The organism is Fontimonas thermophila, from assembly GCF_900113085.1.
GTDB lineage: Bacteria > Pseudomonadota > Gammaproteobacteria > Nevskiales > Nevskiaceae > Solimonas > Solimonas thermophila.
On the sequence record NZ_FOOC01000002.1, the window covers coordinates 67,363 to 88,368 of the forward strand.

Below are 21,006 nucleotides of genomic sequence, written 5' to 3' on the forward strand. Positions count from 1 at the left end.
CAGGGTGAGTCCGATGTCCAAAGGTCATACGTTACAAGAACCATTCCTCAACGCCCTGCGCAAGGAGCGCATTCCCGTCTCGATCTACCTCGTGAACGGTATCAAGCTGCAGGGGCAGATCGAATCTTTCGATTCTTTCGTCGTCCTGTTGCGCAATAGCGTCAGCCAGATGGTCTATAAACACGCCATCTCGACGGTGGTGCCGTCGCGCCCGGTACGGCTTTATGAGCCTGGCAACGAAGGCGGTGAAGGCCAGGACAGCGGAACTGCCCCGGCCGCCTGATGCCCTCCGGCGCCAGATGTGCCGCTGCGGCCCACGCTGACTGGACCTGATGTTCGAGCGCCCCAAGGCCGGCCAGAAGGCAATTCTGGTTCACCTCGAGTTCCCCGGTACCGACTACGAGTCCGACCGTCAGGAATTCATCGAACTCGCGCGCTCCGCCGGCGCCGAGGCGCTGGCCGTGATCGGCGGCAGCCGCCACAAGCCCGACCCGGGGCTGTTCATCGGCAGTGGCAAGGCCGAGGAAGTGGCGGCGGCGGTGGCCGCGCAGGGGGCCGAGCTGGTCATCTTCAATCACACGCTCTCGCCGAGTCAGGAACGCAACCTCGAAAAGCTGCTGCGGGCGCGCGTGCTCGATCGCACGGGGCTGATTCTCGATATCTTTGCGACACGCGCACGTTCGCACGAGGGCAAGCTGCAGGTCGAGCTGGCGCAGTTGCAGCACATCGCCACGCGCCTGGTGCGCGGCTGGACCCACCTCGAACGCCAGCGCGGCGGCATCGGTCTGCGTGGCCCTGGCGAAACCCAGCTCGAGACCGACCGGCGCTTGATCCGCGACCGCATCGCTTCGCTCAAGCGCCAGCTCGAGGCCGTGCGCAGCCGCCGTGCGCGCAGCCGTGCCGCGCGTGAACGCAATGCGGTGCCAACGGTTTCGCTAGTGGGCTATACCAATGCCGGCAAGTCAACGTTGTTCAATGCTTTGACCGGCGATACCGCATACGCATCCAGCCGCCTGTTTGCAACGCTGGATACGACGGTGCGGCGCATGCCGCTGGCTGCGGGCGATCCGATCGTCGTTGCGGATACGGTCGGATTCATCCGCGATCTGCCGCACGATCTGGTCGCGGCGTTCCGCGCCACGCTCGAAGAGGCGCGCGAAGCCGCCTTGCTGCTCCACGTGGTCGATGCCGCCGATGCGGAACGGATGGCGCGCATCGCACAGGTCGAGGACGTGCTCAATGAGATCGGCGCGGGTGGCGTGCCCCGGCTGCAGGTGTTCAACAAAATCGATTTGCGTGCCGAGGAAACGCCCCGCATCGAGCGCGATGACGAGGGCGTTGCGTACCGCGTCTTCGTCTCCGCGCGTACCGGCGCCGGGCTCGAATTGCTGCGCGAAGCGATCGCCGAACGGCTTGCACGGGTTCCCCAGGTGCGTGAGCTCGTGTTGCCGCCGCAGGCCGCGCGGCTGCGCGCGCAGCTGTTTGCATGCAACGCCGTCCTCGACGAACGCCTAGACGACGGCGGCAATTTCCATCTGCGGGTGGCACTGCCGGCCGCACAACTGCAGCGGCTGTGTCGGGATGCTGGTCTGCGCGTCGATGTCGATGCCCAGGTGCGCATGGCGGCGCCCTCTGTGCATGCAGCGACGCAATGATGGCGGACAGCCTGCTAGAATCCGCTCGTTTCGTCCGCCGCAGCCGCGGCGTGCACGACTAAATCCGATGACCGCTCCATCCGCGCGCCGGATGGAGCCCACCGATACCGAATCCATGTCTGGAGCGTTCAATGGCCTGGAATGAGCCTGGACCCGGCCGCGACCCCTGGAATCAGGGTCCCAAGCGCGGCGATGGCCCGCCTGATCTCGACGAGTTGCTCAAGCGCTTGAGGTCCCGTTTCGGCGGCAATGGTCGCGGCGCCGGCGGCACCACCAAGCCCGGTGGCGGTCTGCCAGGCAGTTTTGTCGGGCTGATCGTCATCGCAGTCGGCCTGCTGTGGATCGCTTCTGGGTTTTATGTCGTCGATGAGCAGGAACGCGCCGTCGTTCTGCGTTTCGGCCAATACGTTGCCACCAAGGATCCGGGTCTGCAGTGGCGTTTGCCCTGGCCGATCGAGAAAGAGGAGATCGTCAACGTCACCGGTGTGCGTGCCACGCGTGACCGCGCGACGATGTTGACCCAGGACGAAAACATCGTCGATCTCGAGCTCACCGTGCAGTATCGCGTCTCCAAGGTCGAAGACTACGTCTTCAATGTGGCCGATCCCGATCTGACCATGCGTCAGGCGACCAAGTCTTCGGTCCGGGAGGTCGTCGGTCAGTCGAAAATGGATTTCATCCTGACCGAAGGGCGGCAGGAAATCGCCGACAAGACCAAGATGTTGCTGCAGGAGCGCATGGACGAATACAAAACAGGCCTGATCGTCACCGAAGTCAATTTGCAGCAGGCGCAGCCTCCCGAGCCGGTCCAGGCAGCGTTCGCCGATGCGATCAAGGCGCGCGAGGACCAGCAGCGGCTCAAGAACGAAGCCGAGGCCTATGCCAACGACCGTCTGCCGCGTGCGCGCGGCGCGGCGGCGCGCCAGATCGAAGAAGCGGCGGGCTATCGTGACCAGGTGGTGGCCAAGGCCGAGGGTGATGCGGCGCGCTTCAATCAGCTGCTCGCGGAATACCGCAAGGCACCGAAGGTGACGCGCGAGCGTATGTATCTGGATACGATGAATGCCGTTTACGGCAGTAGCAACAAAGTGCTGATCGATGTCGACAAGGGTTCGCCGTTGCTGTATCTGCCTCTCGATCAGCTCTTGCGTGCGTTGCCACGCAGCGAAGCTCCGTCCGACTACGTTACCGCGCCGTCGCCTACGGCACCGCGCAGCGGCAATACCAACGTACCCAGTCCTGATACCACGCGCTCGCGCGAAAGGGGGCGCCAGTGAAAAACATCAGTCCGATGACTTTGGCCGTCGCCGTCGTGGTGGCGTTGCTGGTCGTCTCCAATACGTTCTTTATCGTCGATCAGCGTGAGCGGGCCATTTTGTTCCAGGTGGGTGAGCTCAAAGACGCACAGTTCTCGCCGGGCCTGCACATCAAGATCCCGTTCTTCCATACTGTGCGCAAGTTCGACGGTCGCCTGCTGACGCTGGACAATCAGACCGAGAACTTTCTGACCGTCGAGAAAAAGAACGTCGAGGTCGACTTTTTCGTGAAATGGCGTATCGCCGATCCTGCGACCTATTACCGCGCAACCGGCGGTCAGGAACTGGTAGCGATGGATCGTTTGTCGGCGATCATCAACCGCGGCCTGCGTGACGAATTTGGTTCGCGCACGATCCAGCAGGCGGTGTCCGACGAGCGCGACGTGATCATGCAAGAGCTCGAGCGCAAGGTCGTCAAGAATGTGGCCGAGCTCGGCATCGAAATCGTCGATGTCCGCATAAAGTCGATCAACCTGCCGCAAGCGGTCAGCGAATCCGTTTATGACCGCATGCGTGCCGAGCGTGCCCGCGTGGCGGCGGACTTGCGCGCCCGCGGTGCCGAAGAAGCCGAGCGCATCCGCGCCGATGCCGACCGTCAAGCCCAGGTCATCCTCGCCAATGCCTACAAGACCGCCGAGCAACTGCGCGGTGAGGGCGATGCCAAGGCCGCCGAGATCTACGCCAAGGCATATGGTCAGGATCCCGAGTTCTACAGCTTCTATCGCTCGCTCAACGTCTATCGCAACAGCTTCGGCGGTGGTCAGGATCTGTTGGTGGTGCAGCCGCAAGGGCCGTTCTTCCAGTATTTCAACGGTGGGGCGAAGTGAATCTGGATTGGGCCGAGCTCCTGCGCGCGCTGGGATTGGTCATGGTCATCGAGGGGCTGCTGCCGTTCGCGATGCCGTCGCGGTGGCGGCGTATGCTGCTGACGATGGCGCAGATGCAAGGGTCTAGCCTGCGCCTGATCGGGTTGGCGAGCATGCTCGGCGGCGTTCTGCTGCTGCACCTGGCCTGAGGCGGTCGTCATGTCGATCAAGCGATGGATGCTGCCCGAGGGTGTCGAGGAGGCCTTGCCACCGCTGTCATGGCAACTCGAAGCGCTGCGCCGCAAGCTGCTCGACCATTACCGCAAGCGCGGCTATGAGTTGATCCTGCCGCCGCTGATCGAGCATTTGGACACGCTGTTGACGGGCACGGCCCAGGGGTTGGAGCAGCAAACGTTCAAGCTCACGGACCCGGCCAGTGGTCGCCTCCTCGGGCTGCGTGCGGACATGACCCCACAGGCGGCGCGCATCGCCGTGCGGCGCTACGCGGATCAACCGGTGGTACGGCTGTGCTATCTCGGCTCGGTGTTGCGCACCCAGGCCGACAGTCTCGGCGGCTCGCGTTCGCCGCGCCAGGTCGGCTGCGAGATCTTCGGTCTGTCGGAGCTGGATGCCGATTGGGAGATCCTCGAGCTGATGCTGCGCACGCTACGCCTGGCCGGCGTGCGCAATGCCCATCTGGACCTGGGGCATGTCGGCATCTACCGTGCGTTGATCGCCGAATCCGGGCTTGCCGCCGACGACGAGGCGGTGTTGTTCGAGATCCTGCAGCGCAAATCGCATCCGGATCTGACCGAATTCGCCCGTGCGCGAGGTCTTGCAACACGCACTGCCGCAGCGATTGCCGAGTTGATGGATCTCAACGGCGACGCATCGGTCATTGCCCGTGCGCGGGAAACGCTCAAACCCGCCGGCGGCGATGTGCTACAGGCGCTCGACGCACTCCAGCGCACCATCGATAAGCTGCGCGAGCTGTCGCCGCGCACGGCGGTCCATCTTGATCTGGCCGAGCTGCGCGGGTACCGCTACCACACCGGCATGGTGTTTGCCGCCTTCGTGCCCGGGCACGGTCGCGAGATCGCGCGTGGCGGGCGCTACGACGGTGTCGGCGCCGAGTTCGGCGTGTCACGCCCGGCGACCGGCTTTTCTGCCGATCTCAACGAGCTGCTCAGGCTCGGTTCTTCCACCTAACTGCGCCGGGCGCATGCGCGCCGGCATCGACGTCATCGAGGGTTTGTCATGGGGAAGTCCGTCGTCATCATCGGCGCACAATGGGGAGACGAGGGCAAGGGCAAGGTCGTCGATCTACTCACCGACCGCGTGCAGGCCGTCGCGCGGTTCCAGGGCGGGCACAACGCCGGTCACACGCTGGTCATCAACGGCGTGAAAACCGCGCTCAACCTGATTCCCTCCGGCATCATGCGGCCGGGTGTCGCCTGCCTGATCGGCAACGGCGTCGTGCTGTCGCTGCCGCATCTGATCGCCGAGATCGAGAAGGTCGAGGCCACCGGTGCATCCGTGCGCGATCGCCTGCGGATCTCCGAGGCCGCACCGCTGGTGCTGCCGGTGCATGCCCAGCTCGATCAGGCCCGTGAGCGTGCGCGCGGCGAGGCCAAAATCGGCACGACCGGCAAGGGCATCGGCCCCGCCTATGAGGACAAGGTGGCACGCCGCGCCGTGCGGGTCGGCGATTTGTTCCATCGCGAACAACTCGCCGCCAAGCTCGGTGAGCTGCTCGCCTATCACAACTTCGTGCTGCAGCATTACTACAAGGAACCGCCAGTCGATTTCCAGCGCACGCTCGACGATTTGCTCGGTTATGCAGAGGTGATTCGACCGATGGTGGCCGATGTCACCGAGCTGTTGCGCCGGCATCTGGCGCGTGGTGACAACGTTTTGTTCGAAGGTGCGCAAGGTGCGTTGCTCGATGTCGATCACGGCACTTACCCTTACGTCACGTCGAGCAATACCACGGCTGGTTATGCCGCCACCGGCACGGGAGTGGGTCCGCGCGAGCTCGATTACGTACTGGGCATCGTCAAGGCTTATGCGACACGCGTCGGCTCCGGGCCGTTTCCCACCGAGCAGGACAACGAGATCGGTCAGCACATCCGCGACAAAGGGGCTGAATACGGCACGGTGACACGCCGCCCACGCCGCTGCGGCTGGTTTGACGCCGTCGCGGCCAGGCGGTCGATTTTCAACAACAGTGTCTCGGGGCTGTGTGTGACCAAGCTGGACGTACTCGACGAGCTCGAGACGATCCGCCTGTGCGTTGGCTACAAGGTCGATGGGGTGGCCGTCGAGACGCCGCCGATCGGCGCCGAGGGTTTTGCGCGCATCGAGCCGATCTACGAGGAGATCCCAGGCTGGAAATCGAGCACGTATGGGCTGACGCGTTACGAGGATCTGCCCGTTGCGGCGCGGCGTTATCTCGCCCGCATCGAAGAAGTCACCGGCACCCAGGTGGCGATCATTTCAACCGGCCCGGACCGCGATCACACGATCGTGCTGCGTAATCCATTCGATTGAATGGTCGCTGGTCTGGCCGGTTCCGGGCCATCGGGTCGTGGGAGCGGTACACTGGGCGGGGTGAGCCGGAAACTGAAAAAGGCCGGTGAATCCGGCCTTTCATGATTTGGTGCCGAGGAGAGGACTCGAACCTCCACGGTGTTACCCGCCAGTACCTGAAACTGGTGCGTCTACCAATTCCGCCACCTCGGCATGAGGGCGCGAATTGTGGCGACGCTCCCGAGCTTTGTCAATGAAACAAAAACACTTTCGTTCCCGTCACGGCAAGGATTCCCGCATCCCACTGGGGCGCTGGGAAGACCGGGATCCGGACTATGACCAGCAGCAGCAACGGTACGCAGAACCCGTGCCGAGCCGGACGCTGATTCTCGAAACGCTCGCCGCCGAAGATGGCCCGATGACGCTCGATGAGCTGGTCGGTCACTTTGGGCTCGTCCGGCTCGATCAGCAGGAGGCGCTGTCCAAGCGTATGCTCGCGATGGTGCGCGACGGTCAGCTCGTGCAGAACCGGCGCGGGGCTTTCGGCCCGGTGACGCAGATGAATCTCATCGCCGGTACCGTGCAGGCGCATCGGGACGGCTTTGGTTTTTTGATTCCGGATGCCGGAGGCGACGACATTTTTCTGCCGCCGCGGCAAATGCGCGCGTTGATGAATGGCGACCGCGTGCTCGTGCGCGTTGTCGGCAAGGATTTCAAGGGGCGTCCGGAAGGTGTGGTCGTCGAGGTCATCGAGCGCGCCAGCCGCACCATCGTCGGCCGTTTGCACGTCGAGCAAGGCGTTAGCTATGTGATTCCCGACAATCCACGCGTGCAGCACGATCTGCTGATTCCACCGGAGTACCTGGGCGGCGCGCGCCATGGCCAGATGGTCGTTGCCGAGCTCATCACACCGCCGGGAGACCGCACGCTGCCGGTCGGGCGCATCGAGGAAATCCTGGGCGAGCATCTGGCGCCGGGTATGGAAATCGAAGCGGCGATTCGTGCCCATGGCCTGCCATTCGAGTGGCCGGCAGATGTCATGCGCGAAGTTGCAGCGATCCCTGCAGAAGTCCGTCCGGAGGATGTCGCGGGGCGTGAGGATTTGCGCGCTCTGCCGCTGGTCACGATCGACGGGGTCGATGCCCGTGACTTCGACGATGCCGTTTATTGCCGTCCGCATCGTGCGCGCCGTGGCGCACAAGGCGGCTGGACCCTGTGGGTGGCGATCGCCGATGTGTCGGCCTATGTGCGACCCGACTCGCCGCTCGATCGTGAAGCGATGCGGCGCGGCAACTCGGTCTATTTCCCGCAGCGCGTGATCCCGATGCTGCCCGAGAAGCTCTCCAACGGTTTGTGTTCGCTCAATCCGGGCGTCGACCGTCTGTGCATGGTGTGCGAGATGCGCGTGATGCCCGACGGCGAGGTCGTGAAGTCGCGTTTTTACGAGGCGGTGATGCGTTCGCGGGCGCGGCTGACCTATGACGAGGTTGCCGAAATCCTCGATCAGCCACATGGCGAGGCCGCGCGCCGGTACGCCGATCTCGCCGGTCACCTCAAGGCGCTCGATGATGTCTTCCAGGCCCTGTTCTCGGCGCGCAGCCGCCGCGGTGCGATCGACTTCGAGTCCAACGAAACCCGTATCGTTTTCTCGGAAGATCGCAAGATCGAGCGGATCGTGCCGGTGCAGCGCAATCGCGCACACCGGCTGATCGAGGAGTGCATGATCGCTGCCAACGTGCAGGCCGCGCGCTTCGTGGACGCGCACAGGCTGGCATGCCTGTACCGTATCCATGAGCCCCCCGATCCGGTCAAACTGGCGGCACTGCGCGAGTTCCTCGCGCTCAAAGGGCTCCACCTGGGAGGCGGGGACAAGCCCAGTGCCCAGGACTACAGCCGCACCCTGGCGCAGATGGGTGGCCGGCCCGATGCAAGCTTGATCCAGACGGTGATGCTGCGCTCGATGATGCAGGCGCGTTACAGCCCCGACAACGTTGGTCATTTCGGGCTTGCGTTGACGCACTATGCGCATTTCACCTCACCGATCCGGCGCTATCCGGACCTCGTGCTGCATCGTGCGATCAAGCACGCGCTGCGGAAAGGCAAGCCCAAGACCTTCATTTACGATCACGAGCGGATGGTGGCGCTCGGCGCCCACTGCTCGATGACCGAGCGTCGCGCCGATGAGGCTACGCGGGATGTCACGACCTGGCTCAAGTGCGAATTCATGCGTCACCATCTGGGCGAGAGCTTCGAGGGCACGGTCAGCAGCGTCGCGCCGTTTGGTTTGTTCGTCCAGCTCGACGGGCTTTACGTCGAGGGATTGGTCCACGTCTCGACACTGCGCAATGACTACTACGAGTACGATGCGCGGGCTTATCGCTTGGTCGGTAGTCGCAGCAAGACGGTTTATACCCTGGGCGACCGGGTGCGGGTCAAAGTAGTGCGCGTCAATCTCGACGAGCGTAAGATCGATCTTGAATTGATCGACGTCGTCATGCGTTCATCGCGCATTAAGACCGGACGAAAACAATCCGCGCAGATGTCCAAGGCGCAGAAGCAGAGAAGGAAACGCAGATGAAGAAAACCAGAATTGCAATGATGGTGGCTGCCGCCGTTGCCTTGACGGGGTGTGCGACGGATGATCCACATCAGCGGGCCAAGACCGGTGCCGTGATCGGTGCCGTCGCCGGTGCGGTGATCGGCAACCAGGTCAGCCATGCCCGCGGTGCCCCCATCGTCGGCGCCGTCGTCGGTGCGATTGCCGGTGGCGCGGTGGGTCATTACATGGACAAGCAGAAGGCGGAGCTGGAACGCCAGCTCGCCGAGGAAACGGCGCGCAAGGAACTGGCGATCAGCGAGCTGGCTGATGGATCTCTCAAGATCGGTATCGCCAGCGACGTCAGCTTCGATGTCGATAGTGCGCAGCTCAAGCCCGAGGCGCTGAACACCTATGCCAAGATCGCGAACGTGCTCAAGACCTACGATAAAACGGTGATCCACATCGTCGGGCACACCGATTCCACCGGCAGCGACCAGTACAACCAGAGTCTTTCCGAACGCCGGGCGGCTTCGGTCGCGAGTTACATGACGGGACAAGGTTTGCCTGGGACACGGGTGCGTCAAGAAGGCCGCGGCGAGCGTGAGCCGATTGCCAGCAATGAGACCGCCGAGGGGCGCAAGAAGAATCGTCGCGTGGACATCGTCATCAAGCCCGTGATTGAGGGTCAGGAGCAGCAGGCCTGGACGCCGCCTCCGTATCTGGGCGCCTGACGATAGAATGGCCGTGATCGCCCCCGCCCGGTGCGGGGGCGTTTCGTTTGGAGTCACCACCGACGACGATCCAAGGACATGCCATGGCCAAGACCACACTGATCGGTGGTTTCCATGCCGTGCTGGCGGCGCTCAAAGATGCGCATGACAAGCCGTTCGAGATTCTGCTCGCCGAGACCCGGCACGACCAGCGCGCACGCGAGGTGCACCGCCTAGCCGAGTCGATGGGCGTGCGTGTGCGCATCGTTCCGCGTAGTGATCTCGATGTCAAAGCGCCGGGGCTGCGCCACCAGGGCGTGCTTGCGTATGTCCCGGAAAAAGCGTTCATGCCCGAGGACATGCTTTACCGGACCGCCGAGCCGGATCATTTGCTGCTGGCCCTGGATGGCATCCAGGATCCCCACAATCTCGGCGCCTGCCTGCGTACGGCAGAGGCAGTCGGTGTCAGTGCCGTGGTTCTGCCCAAGGACCGCAGCGTCGGCCTGACGGCGGTGGCGCGCAAATCCGCGGCTGGTGCCGCTGAGCGCGTGCCCATCGCCACGGTCACGAATCTCGCGCGCACACTGGCTCGGCTGAAGGAACTGGGCTACTGGGTGACGGGACTCGCCGGCGAGGCTTCCCAGAGCCTGTTCGAGGCCGATCTGACCGGGCCGACCGTGCTCGTCGTGGGTGCCGAGGGCGAGGGTCTGCGCCGGCTCACCCGTGAACATTGCGACCGTCTGGTCCATATTCCGATGCACGGTAAGATCGAGAGCCTCAATGTCTCGGTGGCGGCGGCCGTCTGTCTCTACGAGGCTTTGCGCCAGCGTTCGATGTCCGCGCGTCGCTAGATCCATGCGCGCCTGCCCGCGACGGGCGCTCGATCGCCTGCTTGATGCCAAAGACCCGGGCGGCGGCAGTGTGTTACAATCCATCGATCAAAATAAGCGCTTGTTGTGCGCGCATAAAATTCTGATTTTCATGAGAAAGTTGCCGCGGCTGAGCGCGGTGGCAGGTCGCCGACATGACTGATTTCGCCAAGGAAGTTCTGAGCGTCAATCTCGAAGACGAGATGCGGCGCAGCTACCTCGATTACGCAATGAGCGTGATCATCGGTCGCGCGCTGCCGGACGCGCGCGATGGCTTGAAACCCGTGCATCGCCGCGTGCTCTACGCGATGAAGGAGCTGGGCAACGATTACAACAAGCCCTACAAGAAATCGGCGCGCGTGGTCGGCGACGTGATCGGTAAGTACCACCCGCACGGCGACACGGCGGTTTACGACACGATCGTGCGCATGGCGCAGGATTTCTCGATGCGCTACGTGCTCGTCGATGGCCAGGGGAATTTCGGGTCCGTCGATGGCGATGCGCCGGCGGCGATGCGTTATACCGAAGTGCGCATGTCGCGCCTGGCGCACGAGCTGCTCGCCGATATCGATCAGGAAACTGTCGATTTTCAGCCCAATTACGATGGCTCCGAGGTCGAACCGACCGTTCTGCCGACGCGCATCCCCCAACTGTTGATCAACGGCAGTTCCGGCATCGCCGTGGGCATGGCGACCAACATTCCGCCGCACAACCTTTCGGAAGTGATTTCCGGCTGCATCGCGCTGATCGACAATCCGGACATCGAACTGCGCGAACTGATGCAGCACATTCCGGCGCCCGATTTTCCGACGGCGGGCATATTGCTCGACGCGCAGGGGCTGGTCGATGCCTATGCCACCGGCCGTGGCCGCATCATCATCCGTGCGCGCACGCACTTTGAAACCCTCGGTTCCGACAAGCAGGCGATCATCGTCACCGAGCTGCCGTACCAGGTGAACAAGGCGCGCTTGCTGGAGAGAATCGCCGAGCTGGTCAAGGACAAGAAGCTCGAAGGAATCACCGAGCTGCGCGACGAGTCCGACAAGGACGGCATGCGCGTCGTCATCGAGCTGCGTCGCGGTGAGAATGCCGAGGTCGTACTCAACAATTTGTTCCAGCACACCCAGCTACAGGAGAGCTTCAATTTCAACATGGTCGCGCTCGACGGCGGCCAGCCCAAGCTGCTGTCGCTCAAGCAGCTGCTCGATATCTTCATTCGTCACCGCCGCGAAGTGGTCACGCGGCGCACGCGGTTTTTATTGCGCAAGGCCCGCGAGCGCGCTCATGTGCTGGAAGGTTTGTCGGTTGCGCTGGCGAACATTGACGCGATCATCGATCTGATCAAGCGCAGCCCGAGCCCGGCCGAAGCCAAGGCGGGCCTGATGGGCCGGCTGTGGCATCCGGGCCCGGTGACGGCGATGCTCGAACGCGCGGGCGCCGATGTGTCACGCCCGCAAGGTTTGACCGCAGAGTTCGGCATCGTCGAGGGCGGTTATCGTCTATCGGAAGCGCAGGCCGCTGCGATTCTTGAATTGCGCCTGCACCGCTTGACCGGTCTGGAGCAGGACAAGATCCACGACGAGTTCCGGCAACTTCTGGAGCACATCCTCGACTATCTCGACATCCTCGGCTCAGAGGCGCGCCTGCTGTCCGTGATTCGCGCCGAACTTTTGGAGATCAAAGAGCAGTATGGTGATGCGCGCCGTACCGAAATCACCAGCGCCGCGCTCAATATCGCGCACGAGGATTTGATCCCGCCGCAGGACATGGTCGTCACCCTCTCGCACGAGGGGTATGTCAAGGCGGTGCCATTGGATGAGTATCAGGCGCAGCGGCGGGGCGGGCGCGGCAAGATCGCGGCGACGACCAAGGACGAGGATTTCGTCGATCGTCTGTGGGTGGCCCATTCCCACGACACGCTGCTGTGTTTCTCCAGTCTGGGCAAGTGCTACAAACTGCGTGTGTTCGAGCTGCCCAGTGGCTCACGCGGCTCGCGCGGACGGCCGTTCAACAATCTGCTCCCGCTCGAGGAGCACGAAAAAATCAACGCCGTGTTGCCGATCAAGTCTTTCGATCAGGTAACGCCAGAGCAGAAAGCCTATGTGTTCATGGCGACCCGCCGCGGTACGGTCAAAAAAACCGAACTCGCCGCATTCCAGAACGTGCGTGCCAACGGCATCATCGCGGTCGATTTGCGGGTCGATGACGAGCTCGTCGGCGTTGCCCTGACCCAGGGCGATGACGACATCATCCTGATTTCCGATGCCGGCCGTGCGATCCGCTTCCACGAAAGCGACGTGCGCAGCATGGGGCGGGGAGCGACCGGCGTGCGTGGTATGCGGTTGGTCAAGACGTTTGCGGGTTCCGAAGACGAGAGCGAGGAGCCACTGGATGCCGCACCCGACGATACCGCCAACGAAGCGGCTGATGCGCCAGCTCAGGACGGTGCGCGCGTCATTGCCCTGATCGTCGCCGATGGCGGCGACATTCTCACCGTCTCCGAGTTCGGCTATGGCAAGCGTACGCCGATCGCGCAATTCCCGCGTCGCAGCCGTGGCGGTCAAGGTGTCATCGCACAAGCCCTTTCCGACAAGACCGGCCGGCTGATCGGTGCCGTGGCGGTCGGCGACAGCGATGAGGTCATGCTGATTTCGGAAGCCGGGAATTTGATTCGTTTCAAGACTCGCGATGTGCGCGCGATGGGGCGCAATACCCAGGGCGTGCGCTTGATGCGGCCGACCGAGGGCGACCGCCTCGTCGGGGTCGATCGCATCGTCGGCGAGGATGCCGGAGCAGAATCCGCACCGCCCGCAACTCCACCTGCATCCGATTGACGGTCGGACTGGCTGCCCAACGGTTCCGCTGGGGTTGACCGAGGATCGTTCTATCGCCCACTGGGTGATGACGTTTGAGTTTGCCCATCTTGACTAACATAACCTGTTAGGTGATTATTAGGGGGTGAACTTCAGCGTGCATTTCGATGAGGCCACGCTCGACCGGCTGAACAAAGCGGTCGAGCGTTCCGGTATGACCCGTAACCGCATCATCGTGACAGCGGTGCAGGAGTGGCTTGCGCGCAACGAGGAAAAAGACTGGCCAGAGGCGCTCAAGACGCATTTCCGCAATCCGGCCCCCGAGCTTGCCGAGGAGGTGCTGGATTTCCAGGCCTGGCGGGCGACGGCGATTCCCAGCGAGTCGGGAGTGCGTTGGTGAAGTATCTGCTCGATTCGGACACGCTGGCCGGCGCCGTGCGCGGGCGCCTGCCGGTGGTACTCAAACTCGACCGGCTCAAACCCACCGATATCGCCGTATCGGTGTTCGCACGCATGGAGGCGGAAACCGCGCTGCGCTTGCAGCCCCGTGCACAGGCGCGCTACGGCAAGTTGCTGAAAGAGTTTCTGGGCAGTGTCCATCTGCTGGATTTTGGACAGGCCGAGGTGCAGCAGGCCGTCAATCTGGGTGCCTATCTGCAAGCCGCCGGCGAGAAATTGTCGACGCTCGATCTGTTGCAGGCGGCCACTGCGCTGAGCCATCAGTTGGTGCTGGTGACCGATCGTCCGGCGGCGTTTGCCGGAGTCCCCAACCTCGACGTCGAGCGCTGGGCGTAATGGCGTGACATCAATTCGAATGACTGACACAAGGAGCTGAAATGGCAAGAGTCATCAACTTCAGTGCGGGTCCGGCGACGCTCCCACTCGCCGTGCTCGAGCAGGTACAGGCCGAGCTGCTGGACTGGCGCGGCTCCGGGATGTCGGTCATGGAGATGTCGCATCGCGACAAGGAATTCATGTCGATTGCCCACGAGGCCGAGCAGGATCTGCGCGAAATCATGAACATTCCTGCGCATTACAAGGTGCTGTTCATGCAGGGCGGCGCCACTGCGCAGTTCAGCTTCGTGCCGATGAATCTGTTACGCGGCAAGACCAGCGCGGATTACGTGCTCACCGGCGACTGGGGCAAGAAGGCGGCGAAAGAAGCTGGCCGTTACGGCAAGGTCAACATCGCGGCGAGCAGCGAGGCCGACCGGTATACCTATATTCCGGATCCGGCGACCTGGAAGCTCGATCCGAACGCGGCCTATGTCCACATCACGCCCAACGAAACCATCCACGGCGTCGAATTCCATATCGAGCCCGATACCGGGGATGTCCCGCTGGTGGCCGACATGTCCTCGAATATTTTGTCGCGGCCGATCGATGTGACCCGCTATGGTCTGATCTACGCCGGTGCGCAGAAGAACATCGGACCCGCGGGTCTGACCATCGTCATCGTGCGCGAGGATTTGATCGGTCAGGCGGCGGCGGGTACGCCGGGCATCTTCGATTACAAGCAGATGGCGGACAACGAGTCGATGCTCAATACGCCGCCGTGCTTTGCCTGGTATGTCGCCGGTCTTGTGTTCAAATGGATCAAGCAGCAAGGCGGCCTTGGCGTGATCGCCGAACGCAACGCACGCAAGGCCGCGCTGCTCTACGACTATCTCGATTCGCAGTCGTTCTATCGCAATCCGGTGAAAAAGGCGCATCGTTCGCGGATGAACGTGCCGTTTACGCTGGCGAATCCCGAACTCGATGCCGATTTCCTCAAGGGTGCCAAGGCTGCCGGGCTATCGGGTCTCAAGGGCCATCGCTCGGTCGGCGGTATGCGCGCATCGCTGTATAACGCAATGACTCTGGAGGGTGTACAGGCATTGGTCGATTACATGAAGGAGTTCGCCCGCACGCGTGGCTGATGTCGCGCTGTTGCGCGCAGTGCGCATTAAGGAGTGTCTTCGGTCGCCTGTGCGTCCACGCAAGCCTTCCCGTTCTGACATTTCACGGATAGACATCCATGTTCAAGGTTCTCACACTCAACAACATCTCTGTGAATGGCCTCGAGCGCCTGCCGCGCGATCTTTACGAGGTTGCCTCGGAAATCGCGAATCCGGACGCGATTCTCGTGCGCTCCGCCGACATGCACAAAATGAACATCCCGGCCACGGTCAAGGCCATCGGTCGCGCGGGTGCCGGGACCAACAACATCCCGGTTGCGGCGATGTCCAAGCGCGGCGTGCCGGTGTTCAATGCGCCCGGTGCCAACGCCAACGCCGTCAAGGAACTCGTGCTCGCGGCGATGCTCATGGCGGCGCGCAACATTCCCCAGGCGCTCGATTTCGTGCGCAAGCTCGATGGCGACGACAAAGCCATGCACGAAGCGGTCGAGGCCGGCAAAAAGAAGTTCGTCGGCTTCGAGCTGCCAGGCCGCACGCTGGGCGTGATCGGCCTTGGCGCAATTGGCGTCAAGGTCGCCAATGCCGCCCTCGAGCTGGGCATGACCGTGTACGGCTATGACCCGGCGATGACCGTGCAAAACGCCTGGCAGCTCAACGCAGGAGTGCGCCAGGCTCTGTCGGTGGACGATTTGATGTCCAAATCGCAGTTCGTCACCGTCCACGTACCCTTGCTCGATGCCACGCGCCACCTGATCAACGCCGATCGTATCCGGCTGATGAAAAAGCAGGGCATCGTGCTCAATTTCGCGCGCGAGGGTATCGTCGACGAAACCGCGGTCATCGAGGCGCTCAACGACGGTCACCTGCACGCCTATGCCTGCGATTTTCCGGCGAACACGCTCAAGGGGCATCCGCGTGTCATCGCCACTCCGCACCTGGGCGCCTCGACGATCGAGGCGGAAGACAACTGCGCGATCATGGTCGCCGATCAACTGCGCGAGTTCCTCGAATACGGCAACGTGCGTAACTCGGTGAACTTCCCCGAGGCCGTCCTGCCACTGCTGCCGGGCAAGACGCGGCTTTGCATCGTCAACGAAAACGTGCCCAACATGGTGGGGCAGATCTCGACGGCACTGGCCAAGCGCGCACTCAACATCGCCGATCTGCTGAACAAATCGCGCGGGGACCTCGCCTATACGATCGTCGATGTCGATACGCCGATCCCAGACGATGCGATCACCGAGATCGCGGCGATCAATGGCGTACTGGCAACCCGTCTGATCCCGGCGCGCTGAAGCGGTATCGCACAGGTGCGTGTACGGCCGGCGGGCCGCACCCGTTACGGTTAAACTTTCCCGCTCCAGTGGTTATGCCGGCGCCTTACATGGCATGAACTCCAATCCGCAGACGCTCGAAGAAGCCCGCCGCGAGATCGATGCGCTGGATGAGCAAATCCAGGCGCTGATCTCGCAGCGTGCGCGTATCGCGCAGGCCATCGCCCATATCAAGCAGCGTATGGGTGACGGTGGGGATCACTATCGTCCGGCACGCGAGGCCGAAGTGTTGCGCCGCGTCATTGCGCGCAACCAGGCCAATGGCGGTCCGCTGACGGACGAAGTGATCGCGCGGTTGATGCGCGAGATCATGTCCGCCTGTCTGTCGCTGGAGTCGCCGTTGACGGTCGCCTATCTGGGGCCGGAGGGCACGTATACCCAGGCGGCCGTGCTCAAGCATTTCGGCGACAGCGTGCGCGCCCGCGCCAACAATGCGATCGACGAGATTTTCCGCGATGTCGAGAGCGGCGCAGCCGATTACGGCGTCGTGCCGGTCGAAAATTCGATCGGCGGTGTCGTCAGCCATACCCTCGATGAACTGGTGCACACCAAGCTGCGCATTTGTGGGGAAGTGACACTGCCGGTGCACCATCACCTGCTTGCCGTCGGCGGTGATCTGGCCGCGGTCCGCAAGATCTATGCGCATCCGCAGTCGTTCGCGCAATGCCGCAAATGGCTCGATGCCAAACTGCCCCATGCCATCCGCGAGACCGTTTCGAGCAACGGCCAGGCTGCGCTGCAGGCCCGCCAGGAAGGGGTGGGGGTTGCCGCAATTGCGAGTCTGCAGGCAGCGCGTATCCACGGACTGGAGATTCTGGCGTCGAACATCGAGGATGACCCCAGCAACACCACCCGCTTCCTGGTCATCGGCAAACAGGATCCGGCACCGACGGGGGAAGACATCACGTCGATCGTGCTGTCCGGCCACCGCAACCAGCCCGGTTCGCTGCTCAAGCTGCTGCAGCCGCTCGCCAATGCCGGACTCGACATGACGCGCATCGAGTCGCGACCGATCAAGGGGTCGGCGGTGCAGGACTACTATTTTTTCATCGACCTCGCCGGTCATGTCAGCACGCCGGCGGTGCGTCAGGCGCTGGATGAGGTCCGCGCGACGGCGGCGTATTTCAAGGTGCTCGGATCCTATCCGCGCGCGGTTGTTTAGCTTCCGGCGATGAATGATCCAACGATGAGAGAACCACTTTTACAACGCGCGGCGCCCGGTGTCCTGGACATCGAGCCTTATACGCCGGGCATGCCGATCGAGGAACTGCAGCGGCGCCTGGGGATTGGTAACGCGATCAAGCTCGCTTCGAATGAAAACCCGCTGGGAATGAGCCCGAAGGTGCGGGCTGCGCTCGCAGCTGCGTTGGAGAGTACCAATCTTGCGCTCTACCCGGATGGCAGTGGCCACCGTCTGAAACGAAAACTGGCTGCGATGCACGACATCGCCCCGGAATGCATCACGCTGGGCAATGGTTCCAACGACATCCTCGAATTTCTTGCGCGGACTTACGCAGGGCCTGGTCGTGCCGTCATGTTCTCCGCCTACGCCTTTGCCGTGTATCCGCTGGCGGCGCAGGCGCAGAGTGCCGAATCCGTCGTGGTGCCGGCGCGTCCGGCCGATGATTCGATGCCGTACGGACACGATATGGATGCCTTTGCGCGCATGCTGCGCGCACGTCCGGATGTCGCACTGGTGTTCATTGCCAATCCGAACAATCCGACCGGCACCTGGCTGGAACCCACGGCGATCGAGCATTTCCTGGAGCAAGTGCCGCCGGATGTCATCGTCGCTCTTGACGAGGCCTATTACGACTACCAGGACCCGGCGTTGCGGCCGGATACACGGCGCTGGCTCGACCGTTTTCCGAACCTCTTGGTCGCGCGTACCTTTTCGAAGGTATACGGTCTTGCCGGTCTGCGGATCGGCTATGCGCTCTCGCATCCGACCGTTGCCGACTTGCTCAACCGGGTACGTCAGCCCTTCAACAACAACAGCCTTGCGCTGCTTGCCGCCGAAGTCGCGCTGGACGATCAGGATTTCGTGCGTGCCTCGGTGGTCTTGAATGCGCGCGAGCGCGCGCGCCTGACCCGGGCCCTGACCGAGCGTGGTTTGCGCGTGCTGCCGTCGCAGGCGAACTTCGTGGCCGTGGATTTCGGCCGCGATGCCCGACCGATCCACCAGGGTCTTCTCGAGCGCGGAGTCATCGTGCGGCCGATGGGTTCGTATGGCCTGCCGACCTTTCTGCGCGTGACGGTCGGCACCGAAGCCGAGAACGACCGCTTCCTGCAAGCGCTCGATGAGGCCTTGACCGCGTGATCGTTTCGCATGTAGCCATCGTCGGACTGGGGTTGATCGGCGGTTCGCTGGCGCGGGCGCTGCGTGCTTGCGGAGCCGTTGCGCATATCAGCGGCTACGATCCGGATTCTTCGCAGCGCGAGACGGCCCAGCGTCTGGGTATCATCGACCAGGTGTGCACCACGCCGGCGGACGCGGTGCGCGGTGCCGATGTCGTGGTGCTCGCCGTACCGGTTTTGCGTACGGCCGAGGCTCTCGCGGGTTGTCTGCCGGCACGCCGCGCCGATGCGGTCGTCACCGACGTTGGCAGCACCAAGCAGTCCGTGCTCGACGATGTCGCACGTATCTGCGGCAGCGTGCCGGCATGGTTCGTCGCGGCGCATCCCATCGCAGGGACCGAAAAGAGCGGGATTGCGCATGCGCAAGCCGAACTCTTTCATCGGCGTCGCGTCATTCTCACACCGCACGAGGGGCAGGACCCGGCGGCGCGTTCGCTGGTGATGCGCCTGTGGCAGGCAGCCGGTGCGCGGGTCGTAGAAATGGATGCGCGCCGGCACGACGCGATTTTTGCGGCCACCTCGCACCTGCCGCACGTGCTTGCATATGGTTTCGTCGACATGCTCGCCGGTCTGGACCGCGACCATGACATCTTCCCGAATGCCGGCGGCGGGTTTCGCGATTTCACCCGCATTGCGTCGAGCTCGCCGCAGATGTGGCACGACATCATCCGGGCCAATGCCGATGCAGTGGGTGACCTGCTCGATCGTCAGATCGATGCCCTGCTACAGATCCGCGCCATGATGCGTGAAGGTCGCTGGGATGCACTCAAGGCCTTGTTCCAGCGTGCCCGTGACGCACGCGAGCGCTATCTGGCACAGATCGAATGAAAGACCCCGCCTCACCGGCTGCGCCAGGCATGCCTCGTCTGCCTTTTCTGGATCTTGCGCCGATTCGCCATGCGCGCGGAGAACTACGGTTGCCGGGTTCCAAGAGCATCTCGATCCGGGCGCTGCTGCTCGCCAGTCTCGCCGATGGCCAGACGCAGTTGCGCGGCTTGCTCGATTCCGACGACACGCGTGTGATGCGCGATGCCCTGCGCATCTGCGGCGTTTCGTTGCGCGAGTCGGGGTCGGGTCTGTACGTGCGTGGGGCGTCGCGCTTTCCGGCGTCCACTGCGGAGATTTTTGTCGGCAATTCCGGGCTGTCGATCCGCACCCTGGTCGCCGTCCTGGCCTTCATGGGCGGGCGCTACCGGCTGTTTGGCGTTGCGCGCATGCATGAGCGGCCGATCGGGGATCTGGTCGATGCCCTGCGCCCGCTGGGGGCGAAGATCCGCTACGAGCATGCCGAGGGTTTTCCGCCACTGTTGATCGAGCCGGGGCAGATACGCGTGGTTCAGCCGGTGCGGGTGCGCGGCGATGCCTCGAGCCAGTTCCTTACCGGCATCCTGCAGGCAGCACCGCTGCTGGCGCAGACGCAGCCGCTGGTCGTGCAAGTCGAGGGCGAGCTGATCTCGCGTCCGTATGTCGATCTGAGCATCGCGCTGATGCAACGCTTCGGTGTCCACGTCGATTGCGATACTGATGCCAACGGTGCGCCACGCTATACGATTGCCGCCGGCGCACGCTATCGTTCCCCTGGCACGTTCACGGTCGAGGGCGATGCGTCATCGGCCTCTTATTTCCTTGCACTTGGCGCACTGGCGGGTGGCCCGGTGCGCGTGCTCGGCATGGGGCGGACCAGTCTGCAGGGCGATGTGCGGTTTACTGACGTGCTCGCAGGCATGGGCGTTGAGATCATCCAGGGCGAAGATTGGACCGAGGCGCGTTCGCCCGGGGTGGCGGCCGGTTTTCGGCTGCGTGCGTTCGATGCCGATTTCAACCACATTCCCGATGCGGCGATGACTGCCGCAGTGATGGCCTTGTTCGCGGACGGGCCGTGCGTGCTACGCAACATCGCAAGCTGGCGCGTCAAGGAAACCGATCGTCTTGCCGCGATGGCGACGGAGTTGGCCAAGCTGGGCGCGACCGTCGAAGCGGGTACCGACTATCTGCGCATCGTGCCGCCGCCTGCGCTACGGTCCGCCAGCATCGATACCTACGATGATCATCGCATGGCGATGAGCTTTGCACTCGTGGCCTGCGGCGGTGTAGGTGTGCGGATCAACGATCCGGGCTGTGTTTCGAAGACCTTTCCCGATTACTTTGCTCAGCTGGCGGCGCTGACGGCGGTTTGATC

Annotated in this window: 19 protein-coding genes and 1 tRNA gene; 19 read left to right on the forward strand and 1 reads right to left on the reverse strand. The window is 63.1% G+C overall.

All coding sequences use genetic code 11. The annotated features are described in order from the left end of the window. Positions 1 to 13 precede the first annotated feature (13 nt). The 7 genes from hfq to BMZ48_RS01950 all read left to right on the forward strand — a co-directional run bounded on the left by hfq (position 14) and on the right by BMZ48_RS01950 (position 6,327). Positions 14 to 283: an RNA chaperone Hfq gene (gene hfq / locus BMZ48_RS01920; RefSeq protein WP_091530943.1), complete on the forward strand. Its 270-nt coding sequence runs from the start codon at positions 14 to 16 to the stop codon at positions 281 to 283. 49 nt (positions 284 to 332) lie between these two features. Next, positions 333 to 1,655, forward strand: a complete 1,323-nt coding sequence (gene hflX, locus BMZ48_RS01925) for a ribosome rescue GTPase HflX (protein ID WP_091530946.1) — start codon at positions 333 to 335, stop codon at positions 1,653 to 1,655. A 131-nt stretch (positions 1,656 to 1,786) separates the two neighbouring features. Then, a complete protein-coding gene (hflK, locus tag BMZ48_RS01930) occupies positions 1,787 to 2,932 on the forward strand; it encodes an FtsH protease activity modulator HflK (RefSeq protein WP_091530950.1) in 1,146 nt (381 codons plus the stop codon). A gap of 14 nt (positions 2,933 to 2,946) precedes the next feature. Continuing rightward, complete coding sequence (hflC, locus tag BMZ48_RS01935) at positions 2,947 to 3,798, forward strand: protease modulator HflC (protein ID WP_091530954.1); 852 nt, start codon at positions 2,947 to 2,949, stop codon at positions 3,796 to 3,798. Then, the gene (locus BMZ48_RS01940; protein WP_091530958.1) at positions 3,795 to 3,986 is read left to right on the forward strand and encodes a DUF2065 domain-containing protein; all 192 of its coding nucleotides are present in this window, start codon (positions 3,795 to 3,797) and stop codon (positions 3,984 to 3,986) included. Before hflC ends, BMZ48_RS01940 begins: the two co-directional genes overlap by 4 nt. A gap of 10 nt (positions 3,987 to 3,996) precedes the next feature. Continuing rightward, positions 3,997 to 4,986, forward strand: a complete 990-nt coding sequence (locus BMZ48_RS01945; protein WP_091530963.1) for an ATP phosphoribosyltransferase regulatory subunit — start codon at positions 3,997 to 3,999, stop codon at positions 4,984 to 4,986. Positions 4,987 to 5,034: 48 nt separating this feature from the next. After that, positions 5,035 to 6,327, forward strand: a complete 1,293-nt coding sequence (locus BMZ48_RS01950) for an adenylosuccinate synthase (protein ID WP_091530967.1) — start codon at positions 5,035 to 5,037, stop codon at positions 6,325 to 6,327. 107 nt (positions 6,328 to 6,434) lie between these two features. Here BMZ48_RS01950 and BMZ48_RS01955 read toward each other — a convergent pair. Further along, a tRNA-Leu gene (locus tag BMZ48_RS01955) sits at positions 6,435 to 6,519 on the reverse strand. Positions 6,520 to 6,559: 40 nt separating this feature from the next. Here BMZ48_RS01955 and rnr point away from each other — a divergent pair. The 12 genes from rnr (at position 6,560) to aroA (ending at position 21,004) form a co-directional block, all read left to right on the forward strand. Further along, positions 6,560 to 8,884: a ribonuclease R gene (rnr, locus tag BMZ48_RS01960; protein WP_234981474.1), complete on the forward strand. Its 2,325-nt coding sequence runs from the start codon at positions 6,560 to 6,562 to the stop codon at positions 8,882 to 8,884. Beyond that, positions 8,881 to 9,576, forward strand: a complete 696-nt coding sequence (locus BMZ48_RS01965; protein ID WP_091530971.1) for a YiaD family glycine zipper/OmpA-like lipoprotein — start codon at positions 8,881 to 8,883, stop codon at positions 9,574 to 9,576. The genes rnr and BMZ48_RS01965 overlap by 4 nt, the downstream gene beginning before the upstream one ends. 83 nt (positions 9,577 to 9,659) lie before the next feature. Further along, complete coding sequence (rlmB, locus tag BMZ48_RS01970) at positions 9,660 to 10,406, forward strand: 23S rRNA (guanosine(2251)-2'-O)-methyltransferase RlmB (RefSeq protein ID WP_091530974.1); 747 nt, start codon at positions 9,660 to 9,662, stop codon at positions 10,404 to 10,406. 173 nt (positions 10,407 to 10,579) lie between these two features. Beyond that, positions 10,580 to 13,258 carry a DNA gyrase subunit A gene (gene gyrA / locus BMZ48_RS01975; RefSeq protein ID WP_091530978.1) on the forward strand — a complete coding sequence of 893 codons (2,679 nt, stop codon included), beginning with the start codon at positions 10,580 to 10,582 and terminating at the stop codon, positions 13,256 to 13,258. A 124-nt stretch (positions 13,259 to 13,382) separates the two neighbouring features. Beyond that, positions 13,383 to 13,637, forward strand: coding sequence for a ribbon-helix-helix domain-containing protein (locus BMZ48_RS01980; protein WP_091530980.1), 255 nt, complete (start codon positions 13,383 to 13,385; stop codon positions 13,635 to 13,637). After that, a complete protein-coding gene (locus BMZ48_RS01985) occupies positions 13,634 to 14,032 on the forward strand; it encodes a PIN domain-containing protein (protein WP_091530984.1) in 399 nt (132 codons plus the stop codon). Before BMZ48_RS01980 ends, BMZ48_RS01985 begins: the two co-directional genes overlap by 4 nt. Positions 14,033 to 14,073: 41 nt before the next feature. Next, the gene (gene serC / locus BMZ48_RS01990; protein WP_091530987.1) at positions 14,074 to 15,156 is read left to right on the forward strand and encodes a 3-phosphoserine/phosphohydroxythreonine transaminase; all 1,083 of its coding nucleotides are present in this window, start codon (positions 14,074 to 14,076) and stop codon (positions 15,154 to 15,156) included. A gap of 98 nt (positions 15,157 to 15,254) precedes the next feature. Continuing rightward, positions 15,255 to 16,430, forward strand: a complete 1,176-nt coding sequence (locus BMZ48_RS01995) for a phosphoglycerate dehydrogenase (protein ID WP_091530990.1) — start codon at positions 15,255 to 15,257, stop codon at positions 16,428 to 16,430. A gap of 94 nt (positions 16,431 to 16,524) precedes the next feature. Further along, positions 16,525 to 17,631 (forward strand): prephenate dehydratase, encoded by a 1,107-nt coding sequence (gene pheA / locus BMZ48_RS02000; RefSeq protein WP_091530994.1) that lies wholly within the window; start codon positions 16,525 to 16,527, stop codon positions 17,629 to 17,631. Positions 17,632 to 17,655: 24 nt separating this feature from the next. Continuing rightward, positions 17,656 to 18,789, forward strand: a complete 1,134-nt coding sequence (hisC, locus tag BMZ48_RS02005) for a histidinol-phosphate transaminase (RefSeq protein ID WP_091531870.1) — start codon at positions 17,656 to 17,658, stop codon at positions 18,787 to 18,789. After that, positions 18,786 to 19,655 carry a prephenate dehydrogenase gene (locus BMZ48_RS02010; RefSeq protein WP_091530998.1) on the forward strand — a complete coding sequence of 290 codons (870 nt, stop codon included), beginning with the start codon at positions 18,786 to 18,788 and terminating at the stop codon, positions 19,653 to 19,655. Before hisC ends, BMZ48_RS02010 begins: the two co-directional genes overlap by 4 nt. Before the next feature lie 38 nt (positions 19,656 to 19,693). Then, positions 19,694 to 21,004, forward strand: a complete 1,311-nt coding sequence (gene aroA / locus BMZ48_RS02015; protein WP_091531873.1) for a 3-phosphoshikimate 1-carboxyvinyltransferase — start codon at positions 19,694 to 19,696, stop codon at positions 21,002 to 21,004. Positions 21,005 to 21,006 lie beyond the last annotated feature (2 nt).